The organism is Bradyrhizobium quebecense, from assembly GCF_013373795.3.
Classification (GTDB): Bacteria; Pseudomonadota; Alphaproteobacteria; order Rhizobiales; family Xanthobacteraceae; genus Bradyrhizobium; species Bradyrhizobium quebecense.
The window spans coordinates 4395363-4410843 of record NZ_CP088022.1 but is presented as its reverse complement, the minus strand read 5'-3'; the positions used below and the strand labels follow the sequence as shown (position 1 = coordinate 4410843).

General features: G+C 63.3%; 20 protein-coding genes. 11 read left to right on the top strand and 9 right to left on the bottom strand.

Annotated elements, in window-relative coordinates; all coding sequences use genetic code 11:
• Positions 1-22: 22 nt before the first annotated feature.
• Genes HU230_RS21455 through HU230_RS21430 form a run of 6 tightly spaced genes read left to right on the top strand, consistent with a single transcriptional unit; the run spans position 23 to position 5439 of the window.
• A complete protein-coding gene (locus HU230_RS21455; RefSeq protein ID WP_176529963.1) occupies positions 23-694 on the top strand; it encodes a flagellar hook assembly protein FlgD in 672 nt (223 codons plus the stop codon).
• 19 nt (positions 695-713) lie between these two features.
• Positions 714-2003 (top strand): flagellar hook protein FlgE, encoded by a 1290-nt coding sequence (gene flgE, locus HU230_RS21450; RefSeq protein WP_176529964.1) that lies wholly within the window; start codon positions 714-716, stop codon positions 2001-2003.
• A complete protein-coding gene (locus HU230_RS21445) occupies positions 2000-2242 on the top strand; it encodes a hypothetical protein (protein WP_176529965.1) in 243 nt (80 codons plus the stop codon). Before flgE ends, HU230_RS21445 begins: the two co-directional genes overlap by 4 nt.
• A gap of 19 nt (positions 2243-2261) precedes the next feature.
• The gene (locus HU230_RS21440; protein WP_176529966.1) at positions 2262-2717 is read left to right on the top strand and encodes a flagellar protein FlgN; all 456 of its coding nucleotides are present in this window, start codon (positions 2262-2264) and stop codon (positions 2715-2717) included.
• A 27-nt stretch (positions 2718-2744) separates the two neighbouring features.
• Complete coding sequence (flgK, locus tag HU230_RS21435; protein ID WP_176529967.1) at positions 2745-4514, top strand: flagellar hook-associated protein FlgK; 1770 nt, start codon at positions 2745-2747, stop codon at positions 4512-4514.
• 16 nt (positions 4515-4530) lie between these two features.
• Positions 4531-5439 (top strand): flagellin, encoded by a 909-nt coding sequence (locus HU230_RS21430; protein WP_176529968.1) that lies wholly within the window; start codon positions 4531-4533, stop codon positions 5437-5439.
• Positions 5440-5455: 16 nt separating this feature from the next.
• On the opposite strand, the gene HU230_RS21425 is transcribed toward HU230_RS21430, so the two are convergent.
• From HU230_RS21425 to HU230_RS21410, 4 genes are all read right to left on the bottom strand, one after another.
• Complete coding sequence (locus HU230_RS21425; RefSeq protein ID WP_176529969.1) at positions 5456-6394, bottom strand: substrate-binding periplasmic protein; 939 nt, start codon at positions 6392-6394, stop codon at positions 5456-5458.
• Positions 6391-6684, bottom strand: a complete 294-nt coding sequence (locus HU230_RS21420; protein WP_224924891.1) for a c-type cytochrome — start codon at positions 6682-6684, stop codon at positions 6391-6393. Before HU230_RS21420 ends, HU230_RS21425 begins: the two co-directional genes overlap by 4 nt.
• Positions 6685-6754: 70 nt before the next feature.
• Positions 6755-8419, bottom strand: a complete 1665-nt coding sequence (locus tag HU230_RS21415) for a methanol/ethanol family PQQ-dependent dehydrogenase (RefSeq protein ID WP_176529970.1) — start codon at positions 8417-8419, stop codon at positions 6755-6757.
• Between the two features lie 228 nt (positions 8420-8647).
• The gene (locus tag HU230_RS21410; protein WP_224924513.1) at positions 8648-8893 is read right to left on the bottom strand and encodes a hypothetical protein; all 246 of its coding nucleotides are present in this window, start codon (positions 8891-8893) and stop codon (positions 8648-8650) included.
• Between the two features lie 200 nt (positions 8894-9093).
• On the opposite strand from HU230_RS21410, the gene HU230_RS21405 reads away from it, so the two are divergent.
• From HU230_RS21405 to HU230_RS21390, 4 genes are all read left to right on the top strand, one after another.
• Positions 9094-9492: an EF-hand domain-containing protein gene (locus HU230_RS21405; protein WP_176529971.1), complete on the top strand. Its 399-nt coding sequence runs from the start codon at positions 9094-9096 to the stop codon at positions 9490-9492.
• Between the two features lie 341 nt (positions 9493-9833).
• Complete coding sequence (gene pqqA, locus HU230_RS21400; protein WP_009031067.1) at positions 9834-9914, top strand: pyrroloquinoline quinone precursor peptide PqqA; 81 nt, start codon at positions 9834-9836, stop codon at positions 9912-9914.
• Positions 9915-10120: 206 nt separating this feature from the next.
• Complete coding sequence (locus tag HU230_RS21395) at positions 10121-11008, top strand: hypothetical protein (RefSeq protein WP_210284201.1); 888 nt, start codon at positions 10121-10123, stop codon at positions 11006-11008.
• A gap of 102 nt (positions 11009-11110) precedes the next feature.
• Complete coding sequence (locus HU230_RS21390; RefSeq protein ID WP_176529972.1) at positions 11111-11347, top strand: hypothetical protein; 237 nt, start codon at positions 11111-11113, stop codon at positions 11345-11347.
• A 7-nt stretch (positions 11348-11354) separates the two neighbouring features.
• Here HU230_RS21390 and HU230_RS21385 read toward each other — a convergent pair whose 3' ends face one another.
• Genes HU230_RS21385 through HU230_RS21370 form a run of 4 tightly spaced genes read right to left on the bottom strand, consistent with a single transcriptional unit; the run spans position 11355 to position 14122 of the window.
• Entirely contained in the window at positions 11355-11708 is a 354-nt protein-coding gene (locus HU230_RS21385; RefSeq protein WP_173637819.1) for a hypothetical protein, read from the bottom strand.
• 41 nt (positions 11709-11749) lie between these two features.
• A complete protein-coding gene (locus HU230_RS21380; RefSeq protein ID WP_176529973.1) occupies positions 11750-12460 on the bottom strand; it encodes an ABC transporter ATP-binding protein in 711 nt (236 codons plus the stop codon).
• Positions 12450-13187 carry an ABC transporter permease gene (locus HU230_RS21375; protein WP_176529974.1) on the bottom strand — a complete coding sequence of 246 codons (738 nt, stop codon included), beginning with the start codon at positions 13185-13187 and terminating at the stop codon, positions 12450-12452. The genes HU230_RS21380 and HU230_RS21375 overlap by 11 nt, the downstream gene beginning before the upstream one ends.
• Before the next feature lie 2 nt (positions 13188-13189).
• Positions 13190-14122, bottom strand: coding sequence for an ABC transporter substrate-binding protein (locus HU230_RS21370; RefSeq protein ID WP_224944191.1), 933 nt, complete (start codon positions 14120-14122; stop codon positions 13190-13192).
• A 149-nt stretch (positions 14123-14271) separates the two neighbouring features.
• Between HU230_RS21370 and HU230_RS21365 the strand changes: the two genes are divergently transcribed.
• Positions 14272-14613, top strand: coding sequence for a hypothetical protein (locus HU230_RS21365; protein WP_371821770.1), 342 nt, complete (start codon positions 14272-14274; stop codon positions 14611-14613).
• A 25-nt stretch (positions 14614-14638) separates the two neighbouring features.
• Here the strand turns inward: HU230_RS21365 and HU230_RS21360 are convergent, their stop codons facing one another.
• Positions 14639-15463, bottom strand: a complete 825-nt coding sequence (locus HU230_RS21360) for a quinoprotein dehydrogenase-associated SoxYZ-like carrier (RefSeq protein WP_176529976.1) — start codon at positions 15461-15463, stop codon at positions 14639-14641.
• Positions 15464-15481: the final 18 nt, after the last annotated feature.

Here is a 15481-nt window from a genome sequence, read left to right as displayed (position 1 = left end):
CCGCGACGAAGAGAGCCTTGTCATGACCGTTTCCTCGGCAACCTCTGCAGCAGCCTCCGCCGCCTCGAGCTCGTCGTCGAGTTCGTCAACCAGCGCGTCGATGGGGATGAGCTCGACCGATTTCCTCAACCTGCTCGTCAGCGAACTGCAAAACCAGGATCCGCTGAACGCCACCAGCACGACCGACTTCATCAATCAGCTCACCTCTTACGCCAACTTCACCGAGCAGCAGTCGACCAACGCCAGCATGACGTCGCTGGCGAGCTCGTTCTCGAGCCTCGTGACGCTGAACTCGGTCAACTATATCGGCCACACCGTCGAGGCGAAGACCAACACGGCGGAGCTGACCAACGGCTCGGCGACCTTCGGCTACTCGCTCACTTCGGCCGCTTCCAACGTCGCGATCGCGATCCAGGACTCCTCGGGCAACACGGTGTGGAGCGGCAAGGGGACCGGCAACGCCGGCTCGAACACCTTCACCTGGAATGGCCAGACCACGAGCGGCACCCAGCTCAGCAATGGCGGCCAGTACACGATCCAGGTGACCGCCACCGACTCCGCCGGAAACTCGCTGCTCAGCTACACCACGATGACCGGAACGGTGACCGGGATCGATGCCTCCGGCTCGACACCTTCGCTGCTCGTGAACGGCGTCCCTGTCAGCGCCGCCAACATCATCGGCGTCACGTCCTGATTGCTGCCGGAGTATTATCATGAGTCTCACAGGTGCACTTTCCTCGGCGATCTCGGCGCTCAATTCGCAGAGCCAATCGCTGGCAATGATTTCCGACAACATATCGAACGCCGATACCACGGGGTACAAGACCACGTCGGCGATGTTCGAAGATCTGGTGACGGCGTCGAACAGCGCCACATCGTACACGTCCGGCGGCGTCACGGTGTCCGGCCGCGCTAACATCACCCAGCAGGGATTGCTGGCCGCGACCACCAACGCCACCGACGTTGCGATCCAGGGCAGCGGTTTCTTCGTCACCACCAATGCGACGACCGGCGGCACCACCTCCTATACGCGCAACGGCGCGTTCACCACCGACAACTCGGGCTATCTCGTCAACAACGGAAACTATCTCGAGGGCTGGCGCACCGACGCGCAAGGCAACATCATCGGCAATGCTTCCGCCGCGAGTCTCGGGCCGATCAACACGCAGGTCGCCTCCACCAGCGGCAGCGCGACCACCAAGACCACGGTCGCGGCGAATCTGCCGGCCGATGCCACCATTGGCGCGACGTTCAACAGCTCGATGACGGTCTACGATTCGCTTGGTACGGCGAGCACGATCCAGATCGACTGGAAGAAGACCGCAGACAATGCCTGGCAGGCGAGCTTCGAGCAGCCGAAGCTCGCGTCGGACTCCAGCACGGCCAGTGCCAACGCGATCACCGATACGGTGGCGATCACCTTCAATCCCGACGGTTCGCTCGCCTCGACGGTGCCGAGTCCGCCGACCATCTCGATCACCGGCTGGAAGGACGGCGCGGCCGACAGCTCCACTGCCAATGGTACCGTGATCACGCTCAATCTCGGCACGGCCGGCAAGACCGACGGTCTCACGCAATATTCGTCGGGCCAGACCACGCCTTCCGTCGACCTCACGAGCATCACGTCGGACGGCCTGCCTTACGGCAAGCTGAGCAGCATCGCGATCGGCAAAGGCGGCGTGGTCGATGCGACCTACTCCAACGGGCAGACCATCGCGATCTACAAGATTGCGGTTGCGACCTTCAGCGACCCCAACGGATTGAGCGCGGCCAGCGACGGCCTGTACTCCGCGACGGCAGCCTCCGGCAACGCCACGCTGCAGACCTCGGGGGCCAACGGCGCCGGCACGATCTACGGCAGCGAGCTGGAATCGAGCACCACTGACACCAGCGGTCAGTTCTCCAACATGATCTCGGCGCAGCAGGCCTATTCGGCGGCGTCGCAGGTCGTCACCACCGTCAACAAGATGTTCGACACGCTGATTTCGGCGGTGTCGCGATGAAGAATGACCGCCTGCTGGTCAGGCTTCAGCGGCTGAAGGCGAGGGCTGCCTCGGTTCGGCCGAACGATCGGGCGCAACTCACTGCGTTGCTCGACGACGTCGGAGCGTTGCGGGACCTGCTGATGCGTGAGTGCGTGCGGCTCGACCAGGAAATCAACCGGGTCTCGGTCCGGGTAACGGCAATCACCGCGTATGGGCGCAGCGCACAATCGGTTCGCGCCCTGCGTCGCGGACACTAGCTTGAACGGGAGCGATGACATGACACCGGAACGCAACATCAAGATCAATCCCGCGGGCAATGACGAGCGCGCCAGGTCGTTGATCGCACTGATCGACAATCTGATCGAGATCGTGAACGAGGAGAACGTCGAGCTCGCCAAGGGTCTGCCGGCCTCGCGGCTGAAGCAGGTCGACGAGAAGAACCGCCTCGCCACGCTGTTCGAGCAGTGCGTGGCGGAGGCCGTCGGCAAGACCGCTAACCTCAACGTCCAGGATCGCGTGCTGCGCGAGCAGCTGATGGATCGGATCCTGAAGCTTCGGGTCGCGATGGACGAGAACGTGATGCAGCTGCGCGCGGCGATCGATGCCAGCAACCGCAGGATCGAGGCGATCATGCAGGCGATCCGCGAGCAGATCGCCAACGTGTCGCCTTACGGGGCCGGCGGCCGTCGCGTCACATCTGCGATGTCCTATGGCACCAACGTGCGGGCCTGATCGCGCCGGCGTCGGAGGGAGTGGGTCGTGTCGTCGCTTGATATCGCACGAAGCATCGCATTCAGCGGGCTGTCAGCCACGCAGGTGCAGATCAGCGTGGCCTCGGCCAACATCTCCAATGCCGACACCAAGGGCTATACCGAGAAGACCGCCAACCAGAGCAGCAGCGTCACCAGTGGTGTCGGCACCGGCGTCACGATCTCGGGGATCACTAGCGCGGTCGACAAGCTGCTCTTGAAGTCGCTGGTCGGGGCCGATTCCGATCTCGGCGCAGCCGACACCAACAACAGCTATCTGACCGAGCTCCAGCAGCTCTACGGCAACACCTCGAGCGGCGACAGCTCCACGACGGGCACCTCGCTGGCCAACACGATCGCGGCATTCGAGTCGGCGCTGTCCTCGCTCGCCAGCACGCCGAGCAGCGCTTCGCTGCAATCGAACGCCGTCAGCGCGCTCGCTGCGGTCACCAATCAGCTGCAGCAAACCTCGAGCGGCATCCAGAAGCTGCGCTCCAATGCCGACCAGGATATCGCCTCGTCGGTCACCGACATCAATTCCGATCTGCAGCAGATCTCCGACCTCAACAAGCAGATCAAGCAGGAAGCGGCCGCGGGCCAGTCGACCGCCGATCTCGAGGACCAGCGCAACGGCGCGCTGCAGGACCTCGCCTCGCAAATGAATGTGAGCTATTTCACCACGTCGAGCGGTGATCTGCAGGTCTATACCGGCTCCGGGCAGGCGCTAGTTGACAGCACGGCACACCCGCTGAGCTACACGGCGCTGCCCAGTGTCACGGCATCGACGACGTACAGCGCGGGATCGTCGAGCGGCTTCAGCGGTATCACCGTCAACGGGGTCGACATCACCTCGCAGATCTCCTCCGGCAAGGTCAGCGCCCTGATTGCCCTGCGCGACCAGACCCTGCCGGCCGCGCAGTCGCAACTCGACGAGCTTGCCCAGCAGCTGGCCTCGAGCGTGAATGCAGTATCGAACCAGGGCACATCGATGCCGCCGCCAGCGAGCTTGACCAGTACGGCGACTGTCAGCAATTCGACATCGTTCGCGGGCACCGGCACGGTGCGTATCGCTGTCGCCGACAAGAGCGGGAATCTCGTATCGTATCAGGATATCGATCTATCGGCATATTCCACGGTGGGCGCTCTTGCCGCCAAGATCAACACTATCCCCGGCGTCTCGGCATCGGTTGATGCCAACGGACATTTGTCGATCTCGGCGACCGGGTCGGGCAATGGCATCGCCATCAACCAGATGACGAGTTCGGTCGGCGGTGAGGGATTTTCGCAGTATTTCGGGCTCAACGATCTGATCACGGGGACCAGCGCTTCCAACATCGCGGTGCGCAACGACATCCTGAGCGGCACGGCGGCGCTGCCGACGGCGACACTCGATACGTCGTCCACGCTGACGGTCGGAAACTCAGTGCTGTCATCGGGCTCGGCGACGGTGGTGAACGCGCTCTCGAGCGCACTGACGGGGTCGACCAATTTCGCGATGGCGGGTGGGCTGGGCGCCACCACCGGCTCTTTCACCGACTATGCGGCAGCGATCGTTGCCAACGTCGCCGGCAAGGCGACCCGGGCATCGGCAACCTACACATCAAAGCAAACCGCGCAGTCGACCTATGCGAGCTCGCTGTCGTCGCAGTCCGGCGTCAACATTGACCAGGAGAGCGCGAATCTGAGTGCGTTGCAGAACAAATACGCTGCCGCATCCCAGATCATTACGGCCATCAATTCCATGTTCTCGGCGCTGATGACCGCGATGACCGCAGCCTGAGTGTGAGGGCCTTGTCATGATGATGCGTGTTGCCACCTTCGCGCAATCGGAGCAGATGATATCAAGCGCGTTGCGCGTGCAGTCGGTGATGGCCAATGAGCAGGTGCAGGAGTCCTCCGGGCTGCAATCCGAGGATTTCGGCGGTTACGGCTCAGGCGCCGGGCGCGTGATCAATTTGCAGGTCTCGGTGACGCGCGCCCAGTCCTATATCGATGCCAGCAATCTCGCCGACAACAAGGTGCAGGCGATGTATTCGGCGGTCGGCTCGGTGACGGATATCATCACCCAGCTTCGGACCCAGCTCAGCGCCGCCACGACCGGCAGCAGCACGGCGACGGCATCGGTGATCAACTATGCCCAGCAGGCGATCTCGCAGATGCAGGGGCTGCTTAACACCCAGTATGACGGCGAATACGTCTTCAGCGGCGCCCGCACCGATACTGCGCCTGTGGATATGTCCAGCTATGACACCGGCACGGGCTCGCTGACGACATCAGACACCAGCTACTACAAGGGTGACAGCGAGATCGCGTCGGTGCGCGTTTCGGACAGCCATTCGGTTCCCTATGGCGTCACCGCCGACAATCCTGCCTTCGAGCAGGTCATGCGGCTGTTGAAATACGTCGGCAACAGCACGACGTTGTCGTCTAGCGATATCTCGCAGGCGCTCGACCTCGCCAGCAATGCATTGGATGCAACGTCCACGGTGCAGGCAAAGCTTTCGACCTCGGCGTCGCAGATCGAGACCGCCAGCACGAACCAGAGCGACTACCAGAATTTCGCCAAGACCCTGTCGACCAACCTCACCAGCGTCGACGTCGCCGCGGTGACGGCGCAGCTTTCGACTTATCAGGCGCAGCTGACGGCGTCCTATTCGGCGATCGCCAAGATCCAGAGCATGAACCTGGCGAGCTATTTGCGATAGCAGCCTGTCGCCGGCATCAGCGGTTCAGGATATTCAGCCAGACGTCACCGAGAATGATCGGTTCGCGCGGGGGAAGCCAAGTCAGGCCTGCGGCTTTGCCAAGCTCGGCGATGGCGCCCTTGGCTTGCAGGTCGGACAGCGCCTTGTTGACAGCCTCCAGCAGCGCCTTGTCGGTCTCGAGCGCGACGTAACCGCGGTTGGCGCCGATCGGATAGTAATAGCCGGAGGCGGTGATCTTGGTGTCGGGATGATCAGCGCGGTAGGCGTCGAACCGCCGCAGGTCGAGCAGGGTGGCGTCGAATTCACCGCGTTCGAGCTCTCCCAGCAGGTCGCTGCGCCCGGGAACGAGGTGGGTGATGTCTTCGATCAGCTTTCCCTTGTCGAAGGTCATCAGGATGGCATCGCCCAGCGTACCGCTTTCGATCGTCAGGCGAAGGCCGGCGAGATCGCCGATATCGGAGATCTTGCGGTCCTTGACCCGGTCCTTGGCCTTGGGGCCGAGCACGACGGTCATCGGCGAATAGATGTAAGGCTGGCTTGGCGCCAGCACCCCGATCGGAATCCGCCGGCGGCGATCGTCGCGGGTGGCGCCATCGAAGTCTGGCAGCTTAGCCGTCGCGACACCAGGCGCCTTCAGCGAGTCCGTGGTGAGGGCGTAGCCGCCGACCAGCGAGCATCGCCCGTCCGACAGCAACGCATTGGCCTCCAGCGCGGGGCTCGAATCCTCGTCGAGCTTGCTCTCGAACCATTGTATATTGAGCGGCCGTCCGAGCCGCTCGGCGATCACTTGCGCGAGCGCGACGTCGAAACCGGCATCCGGCTTGCCGCGATGATGCGCCGACAACGGCGGGAGATCCTCGTCGAGGCATACATTGAGCGGCTCGCCGGCCGCATGCGCTGCCGCCGTCATGGCGAGCAGCAAGGCTGTCGCGGCGCCCGCCAGCAGCGCTCTCATTCGGGCCTCCGGCTCGACAGGAAGGCCCAGACGTCGGCGATCTCCTGCTCGCTCAGGATGTCGGCCCAGGGCGGCATCTTGCCGTTCTTGCCTTGCTTCACGGTGGTCACGAAGCGCGTCTTGTCGTCGGGAAACGCGCGCAAGTCCGGCGTGATGGTGCCGGAGTTGACCATGTTGGGCCCATGGCAATGCGAGCAGTTCTTGGCGTAGGTGACCTTGCCCTGGTCGGCCTGACCCTGAAGGTCGATTGCACTGGCTTGCTGTGCGGCTGCCGGGATCAACGTGATCAAGGCCGCAGCGACGGCGGCGAAGATCGCCGCCGTCAACAGGGTTACTCTTTCAGTCACGTGTGCTCCGCGCTCAGTTCTTGACCGCGAAAACCCACAGCGAACCGCCGGGCGGGACCTTGGCAAGCCGCTCGTCGCCCGAGAACAGCGAATAGACGCCGCCATAGCCCGAGGTGACGGCGACATACTGCACGCCGTCCTGCTGCCAGGTCACGGGTTGTCCTTCGATGCCCGAACCGGTCTGGAACTGCCAGAGCTTCTTGCCGGTGTCAGCGTCGAATGCCTCGAATTCGCCGGTCAGCTGACCGGAGAACACCACGCCGCCGGCCGTGGAGAGCACGCCGGAGAAGCGCGGAATGTCGCTCGGCGCTTCCCACTTCGCCTTGCCGGTCATCGGATCGATCGCCTTGAGATGGCCGCGCGGTCCGGTGCCCCATTCCCAGGGATCGGTGAGGTCCATGCCGAGATACCACTCGCCCTGCTTGAACGTCACCGGCTCGGCCTTGTACTTGCCGCCGAAGGCGAGCGTGTTGGCGTAGGCGAGACCGGTCTGCGGATTGAACGACATCGGTTCCCAGTTCTTGCCGCCGAGGATCGACGGGTAGACCGTGACCTTCTTGCCGTCACGTGCATCCTTGGCGACGTCGGTCTCGATCGGGCGGCCGGTCTTCATGTCGATGCCGGTGGCCCAGTTGACGTTCACATAAGGATTGGCCGCGAGCAGCTTCCCGTTGGTGCGATCGAGCACGTAGAAGAAGCCGTTGCGGTTGGCATCCATCAGCACCTTGGTTGGCTTGCCCTCGACATTCATGTCGGCAAGGACCATTTCGGCCACCGAGTCATAGTCGAACGGATTGTTCGGCGAGAACTGGTAGTGCCACTTGATCTTGCCGGTCTTCGGATCGAGCGCGAGCACCGAACAGGTGTAGAGGTTGTCGCCCGGACGCACCGCAGAGTTGAACGGTCCGGGATTGCCGATGCCCCAATACACGGTGTTCAGTTCAGCATCATAGGAGCCGGTGATCCAGGTCGATCCGCCGCCCAGCTTCCAGGTGTCGCCCTTCCATGTGTCGCCACCGGGCTCGTCCGGAGTCGGGATCGAGTAGGTACGCCAGAGGCGCTTGCCGGTCGCCGGATCCCAGCCGTCGATGAAGCCGCGGGTGCCGAATTCGGCGCCGGAGATGCCGGTGATCACGACGCCGTCGGCGACCAGCGGCGCCACCGTCATCGAGTAGCCTTCCTTGATGTCCGCAGCCTTTTCGCGCCACAGCTCCTTGCCGGTCTTGGCATCGAGCGCGATCACATTGGCGTCGAGGGTGGTGCGGAACAGCTTGCCGTCATACAGAGCCGCGCCGCGATTGATGATGCCGCAGCAGACGATGCGCGGCGTCTCGGCGGGGTACTCGACCTTGGTCTTCCAGATCTGCTTGCCGCTCTTGGCGTCGATCGCCATCGTGGCATTGTGCGTGGTGACGTAAAGGACGCCCTGGTAGACGAGCGGCTGCGATTCCTCGCTGCGGTCGTCGTTCAAGCTGTAATTCCAGACCGGGACCAGATTCTTGACAGTGTCCTTGTTGATCTGGTTCAGCGTCGAGAAGCGCTGAAGATTGTAGCCCATTCCGTAATTGAGAACGTTCGATGTATCAGTCGCACCCTTGACCAACTGCTCGTTGGTCTGAGCGCTTGCACCATAAGATGCAAGAATCACGAGGCTTGCGGCCAGCGCAATGCGTCTCATCATATCCTCCCAATGAACCTTTTCCGCACGCCTATTCCTGACGTTGCGGACGGAACCATCCCCCTGAAACCAAAACGGGTCAATACGAAAACGTGAACGAACCCCAACCAGCCTCCGGAGGCCGGTCGAAAGCTTCAGGTTTTTGCTGATGCGCCCGTAGCTTACCGTGGCATGGAATACACAACGCCACGCGTGACTCGCCGCTATGCCGCAGCGCGAACGGTTCGGTCAGCTCGACGGCGCATGCGGACAGGCGCTCGGACGTGGCTTGGTGCCCCGCTTGTCCGGCGGCACATTGCAATTGTCGATGCGCTGCTCGTCGGTCCATTTGCGTCCGAGCCGCTCCTTGCCGGTGAGCGTGCGCTGCTGGACAGCCTCTGCCGATGGGGCAGGGGCCCTGTTCTGCGCGGTCGCAGGTGCCGTCAGACCGAGCGCAACGAGGCAGCCCAACGTGGTCTTGCAAATGTCGCTCATGGGTCACCTCGCTCGTTCCGGTGCAATGGCATTTGCCGAACGTCACAGATGATCCGCGAGGCGGTTTCTTTCCACCCGAAACCCGACAGGTCTCGCTGGTTGCTCTGGCTGTGGGAAGCCTCATCGAAGCTGCTATGGTAGCTTCGACCGCAGGGCGCGCTCCGTATCCTTGCTGGAGCGGCACTCAAGGGAGACCAATGATGATTTCGCGCCGATCGCTTGCTTTGACCTTGGCTGCTGCCGTGCTGTCAGGTCCCGCTCTGGCCGCATCGGGTGGTCGCAGCGCGCTCAAGATACTCGATCCCGACAATGACGGCACGGTCGACCTTGCCGAGGCCAAGAAGGCCGCCGCCGACCTGTTCGCGAAGCTCGATCCCGATCATGATGGCACGCTTGACATCCGCGAATTGCGCGGACGGCTGACCGCGAAAGAGCTGGCGAAGGCGGATCCGGATCATGACGGCACCCTGACGCTCGACGAGTATCTCGCGGTCGTCGAGCAGCGGTTCAAGGCCGCCGATCCCGACAATGACGGAACGCTGGATGCGAAGGAGTTGAAGTCGCGCGCCGGCCGGGCGCTGCTGCGCCTGCTCAAATAGGTCCGTACCAGCGAATTGTGCCGGGCGGATCCCGCCTATTGATGCCGGATTCCGCGCATAACAAAAAAAGTTGCAATTTCGCTCTTGGGCAAGACTCGGCCGGTGCAATCGGGTTTTCTTGTCGGTACGTCGCAGCCCGGCAGCCGGAAAATGCCTGACAGATCAGCGTCGGGGTTTCCCAGTCGTTCCAAAGCCGGGCGGGCGTCAGCGAGCCGTCGTCCGTTTCGGCATGTCCAGCAGCGAAGTCGGGTCCTTACCCGGCCGGCTTGCGCCCTGGAACAGCCAGCCCTAGCTTGCCGCGCGGCGCGACGCTTGCGCCAACTTAGACTTGGGAGAAGGAAATGGCCTGGAAAACACCGAAGATCGTCGAAGTGCCGGTCGGCATGGAAATCAACATGTACGCCTGCGCAGCGCGCAAGTAATCCGAGACAAGTAACGCGAGACAGCCTGCCCGGCTCGTGCAGCTTGCTGCATCGAACCGCGGCAGGCGCCTTTCGCGGCCGCGATGCTGCCGCTACAATTTCCAGCAGATCGTTCCCACAACACGTTGAAATCGAGACCACCCGCGCGATTGGCGGGCCGTCCTGCTTTGTCCTACAGTGCGGCTTGAGGCGGTGGTCCGGGGACGATGAGTTTCGAAATCAAGCGAGGGCGGCGTTGGGTGGGCGTGCTGTGCGCGGCGATTGCCGGTGTCGCAGCGGTGCCGCCGCTCGGCGCCTGCGCGGAGGGCTTTGATACCGAGCACATCTTCGGCTTCATGATTGGCTCCGATGTGGGCGAGCTCGGCGAGCGGGAATTCCAGAGCCAGACCACCGGGCGCTTCGCCAAGGATGGCGGCCGCTACCGCGCGCTCAATCAGGAAATGGAGCTCGAGCTCGTTCCGGCGCCGAATTTTCGTGTCGAGCTCGGCACGTCGTTCAGCGCGTACGATATCAACCGCGTCCCGGGCTTTGACGATCGCAGCCAATTGTCGTGGCAGAGCGTCTCGGTCGATTTTCGCTATCGCTTTCTCGATCGCGAGGCGGCGCCCTTCGGCATGACGGTGGCGTTGGAGACACGCGCCGGCCGCGTCGACGAGACGACGGCTGCGGCAGTCCGCAGCTACGGGACCGAGCTCACGGTGGCGTTCGACCGTGAGGTGATCCCGAATCTTGCGGTGGCTGCCCTCAATGTCAGCTATGAGCCGGAATGGACGCGGATGCCGCGCACCGGCGCAGCAGAGCAAGATGCAACGATCGGCGTCGCGTTTGGCCTGATGGCCAAGGTGAGGCCGGATATCCTGATCGGCGGCGAAGCGCGCTATTTCAGGAAGTATGAGGGGATCGGCCTGGACGAGCTGTCCGGGCAGGCGCTGTTCATCGGTCCGACCGCCTATTTCCAGCTCTCGGAGCGCTCGCGCCTGACTGCGACCTGGAGCGTCCAGGCTTGGGGGCAGCGGGCCGGCAGCAATGCCGGCCTCGACCTGGTCAATTTCGAGCGCCACCAGGCGCGGCTGGTGTATGGTCTGAACTTCTAGCGCCGGGTTCCCACATCCTGTCACGGGCCTGTGAAACCCGGACCTGGCTGACTACGTATTCCGTCGTGCTATCTATTTCGTGAGCACGCCTAGGGATCGCGCATGAACCCGATTGATCTGATCGTCACTGTATGTGCCGTGCTGTCGCCCGCCACCTGCGAGGAGCAGCATCTGGTGTTCAACTGGAGCGGTTCGCTGCAGCAATGCGCCATGGCCGCGCCGCCTTATATCGCGCAATGGGTCGGCGAGCATCCAAAATGGACCGCGGTGCGATGGCGCTGCGAATATCCGCACACCAACGATCGCGCCGGCACGGACGGCAAACCGCCGGCGGGCTAGCTAGCTGTTACTTGTTGCAGTCCTTCAGATCCTTGTCGGACACTGAAAACACGGCATCGGCCTTGATCTCGATGTCGCGAACGAAGCACTGCCTAGCGCCGCTGTAGCCGACCTTGGCATCGTAGCGGCCGGGCTCGACGCCGGTGATCCGCAAGCGTTCGTCGTGGTCGACTTCCTTGTCTTTGTCGTTGAGCGTCTGGTTAGGACCCCACTCGTTCTTGCCCGCCGGGGACAGCTCGAAGCTTGAAATCGTGGCGCTGGTCAGATTCCACAGCCGGATGCCTTTGCCCTTGCTTTGGGCAAGCGCAGTCGTCGGCAGGACAAGCAACGCGACACCAACCGCAATCAAAGCACGCGCCATCCAATCTCTCCCTTACGCTTTCGTCCAAGGATGACGGCGTCTCACATATTTGCAAGGTCCAGCTGTGAGAGCCGCCGCTTGATTTCGTCGATCTCCGGCTCGCCGCGCGTCGCGCGCGGCGCGGCGATAGTCTCGACGTGAAGGATTCGGGCCGGTCGCGGCGACAGGAAGAACAGGCGGTCGCCGAGGCGGACTGCGTCGTCGAGATCGTGGGTGACCAGCAGCGTCATCATCTTCCGGCTGGCCACCAGCGTGGCGATCTGGTCGCGCAGCCGCCCCGCAAGTGCATTGTCGAGCGAGGCCAGCGGCTCGTCGAGGATGAGGAAATCCGGCTCGATGGCGAAGGCGCGAGCGAGCGCGACGCGGCGGGCGAGGCCGAGCGACAGCTCACCGGGAAAGTGGTTGCGGTGCACGCTCAATTCGAGCACCTCGAACAACGCCGACAGCGTCCCGTCGTCGACATGCGGTGCGGCGATCCGCACATTCTCCTCCACGGTGCGCCAGGGCAATAGCCGCGGCTCCTGAAACACCATGCCAAGGCGCATGCCGGGGGAGCGCGCGACATGGCCCTGGTAGTTGCCGTCGAGCCCGGCGAGAATCCGCAGCAAGGTGCTCTTGCCGCAGCCCGACGGACCGAACAGCACGCCAACCTCGCCGGCGTTTAACGTGAAGGTGACGTTGTCGAGCACGTCATGCCGCTTTCCGGCCGCGCTCTGGAAACTCTTGCCTGTGATATTGACTTCAAGCTGCACGGAGCCGCCACCGCGTTAGCCTGGTTTCAAACGGCTGCACCAGCAAGGTCTCGATGACGAGCACGACACCGGCAAAGCTCAACGAGTAGGCGAGCAGCAGCGGGATGTCGAACAGCTGGAAGGCGATCCCGATCTCGAAGCCGACGCCGTTGGGGCGGCCCAGATATTCGGCGACCAGCACGATCTTCCAAACCAGCGACAGCCCGGAGCGCGCAGCGGCCGCGATGTAGGGCGCAAGCTGCGGCAGGACCACATGCCGGAAGGCGCGGCCGCGCGGCAAGGCAAAGGCCGTTGCCATCTCGTCGAGCGCAGGGTCGAGCGCGCGGGCCCCCTCGCGCAGGGTGACGACGGCGGTCGGCAGCTTGTTGATGGCGATGGCCGTGATCGCGGCGACCTCGGTCAGCCCGGCCCAGATATAGGCCAGCACAATGACGACCAGCGCCGGCAAATTGAGCAGCAGGATCAGCCAGGGGTCGCCGAGGCGATTGGCAAGCGACACGCGGCCCATCAGATAGCCGATCGCCGAGCCGAGCGCCATGGCGAGGGTGAAGGCCAGCGCGACACGCGCCAGCGTTGCGCCGAGATTGACGAACAGCGCGCCCGATCGTGCTTCGGCTATGAGGACCGACAGCACCGCCGGCGGCGCCGGCAGCTTCGCATCGCCGATCAACAGCGAGGCAATCCACCAGGTCACGATGAACAGCGCGAATGAGAGGAGGCGCAGCACCGCTAGTCTCCCGGGATCGCTTGATAGAACGTGCCGGGATCGAGCTCGGGCGCGGTGCCGACGAGATCGCGGCCGCCGAGCTGCGCCAGCACCCGGTAGAGCACGCGAGCATCAGCCTCTTCGTCAGCGATCGGACGGCGTGGGATGCCCTCGCGGTAGCGGTCGCGATAAGCGCGCAGCGTCGCCGCATCCTGCGCACCGGTCAGCGGCGCAATCGTGTCCCATTCGGCATCTGAGGTCGCCAGAATCTCTTTCGCGGCACGCGTCACGGCGATAAAGCGGGCGACCAGATCCTTGTTGGCATTGGCCCAGGCTTCGTCGAACACGTAGCCGATCATCGCGATGCGGCCCTTGCTGCCGAGCTTTTGCAGGACCTCCTCCATGCCGGCGAGCCGGCGAAAGCCCTTGGCTTCAAGCGCCGCGCAGAAATTCCAGTAGTTGAGCGTCGCGTCCATCTCGCCGCCGAGGGCCTTGGCGGCCAGCAGCGGCGGCGCGCCGTAGGCAACGGTCGCCTGCGACTTCAGGTCGACGCCGTCCTGCTTCAATGCGGCCTGCAGCAGCAGCCAGTTCTTGTCGATCGCGCCGCCGGCAACGGCAAGCTTGCGCCCCTTGAGGTCCGCGAGCGTCTTGAGCGGCGAGGCGGCCGGGACCATCACGGCCCCTAGCGCGCTTGAATAGGGATAGAATTGCAGCTTGGCGCCGAGCGAGCGTTCGCGCGACACCCAGGGCCAGTCAGATACCATGACGTCGGCCGAGCCGGAGCGCAGCGCGATCTTGCCGGCCTCGGGGCTGGCGAGCTCGACGACATCGATCGACAGATTGGCCTTCTTGTCGAGACCATGGGAGCGAATGACGGCCAGTTCCCAGGCCAGCGTTCCGGTCTTCTGCGCTGCAACGCGGATAGTCTCCGCGTTGCACGAGGTGCCGGACTGCATGACCGCCAGAACTGCCGCAGCCAACACCGTGCGTACAGAGATGATCATCGTTTCTTGAGCCACTTCCCCGAATGTTTTCTTTTCTGATCAACATCCATAGCATAGCTTGCGGAAAGAGAAGAGGAAGCAGGACCATGGCAGGAGCTGGCATGCTACGACCGATTGTCGCCGTCCTGGTGCTCGCCGGGACGGCCGTCAGCGTGCGGGCCCAGGAGATCAATGACTATCCGACCTCGGCGCGGGCCGAATATGTGTTCGGCTGCATGAAGTCCAATGGCGAATCCCGGCAGTCGATCGAACAATGTTCCTGCTCAATCGACGTGGTCGCCTCGATCATCCCCTATGATCGCTATGTCACCGCCGAGACCGTGCTGAGCATGGCGCAGGTGCGCGGCAATCTGGGCGGCCAGTTCCGCTCGTCCGAGCAGGCCGCCAACGCGCTCAACGACCTCAGGCGTGCGCAGGCCGAGGCCGAAGTGAGGTGTTTCTAGCGTTGATCGTGAGATCGCGAACGCGTCAGGTCCCGGGGTTCTCGACCTTCCATTCGTGGTCGAAGACGTGCCCGTCGGTGTCCTTGGCCTCGGCACGGAAGTGCTTGGCACCATTCGAGACGTAAGTGAAGCGAATGTTGGGGTCCTCGGAAATCGAGATCCCGCCCTCCATCGTGAGCACCGGACTGTCGTCCTGCCAGATGTGCAGCTCATTGACGAAGAAGGCCGGGATATAGAGCTGCGTGACCTGGTCCATCTGCAGGCCTGAATTATTCGGATGCCCGATCATGATCTGGGCTTCCCGTGTGCTCGTCGCCGGCCCTTGTTCGGACTTTGTGAATTGCCGGTAACGCATCTGGCCGAGCCGGTTCTTCGCTTCCTCGACGTTCTTGCCGGCCGGTGCCGAGCAGCCGCCGGATGCTTTCACATACACCTTGCTGACATAGAGCTTGCCGTCGCTGAGCTCCGCGACGGCGTGCACATTGGTGTAGTTGTTGACGCGGACGCGGGTCGAGATCTCGGTGACGTTGGCGTCCGGTCCCAGCGTGAACTTCGCGGCCATCGGCGCCGGGTTCTCGTCGATCACAAGCGTGATCGCGACGACGCGGCGGCTATCGCTGGGCTGCAGCTTGGTGCGCAGCGTCACCGGAACGATTGCCGCGTCTTCCGCGCGCGCCGGCATCTCGATGCCGATGATATCGTTGCCGTCATTCATCGGACGATTGCTGAAGATGTCCTGGACGAGGCCCGGCCACGGATCATAGGTCTCCGCCGCGGGCGCAGCCGGTGTCCCCAGCGCGATCGCAAGAAGGCCGGCGATGCAAAGCAGGCGGGCGCGATGTCCAGTCATGTTCGCGAGATCCTATGC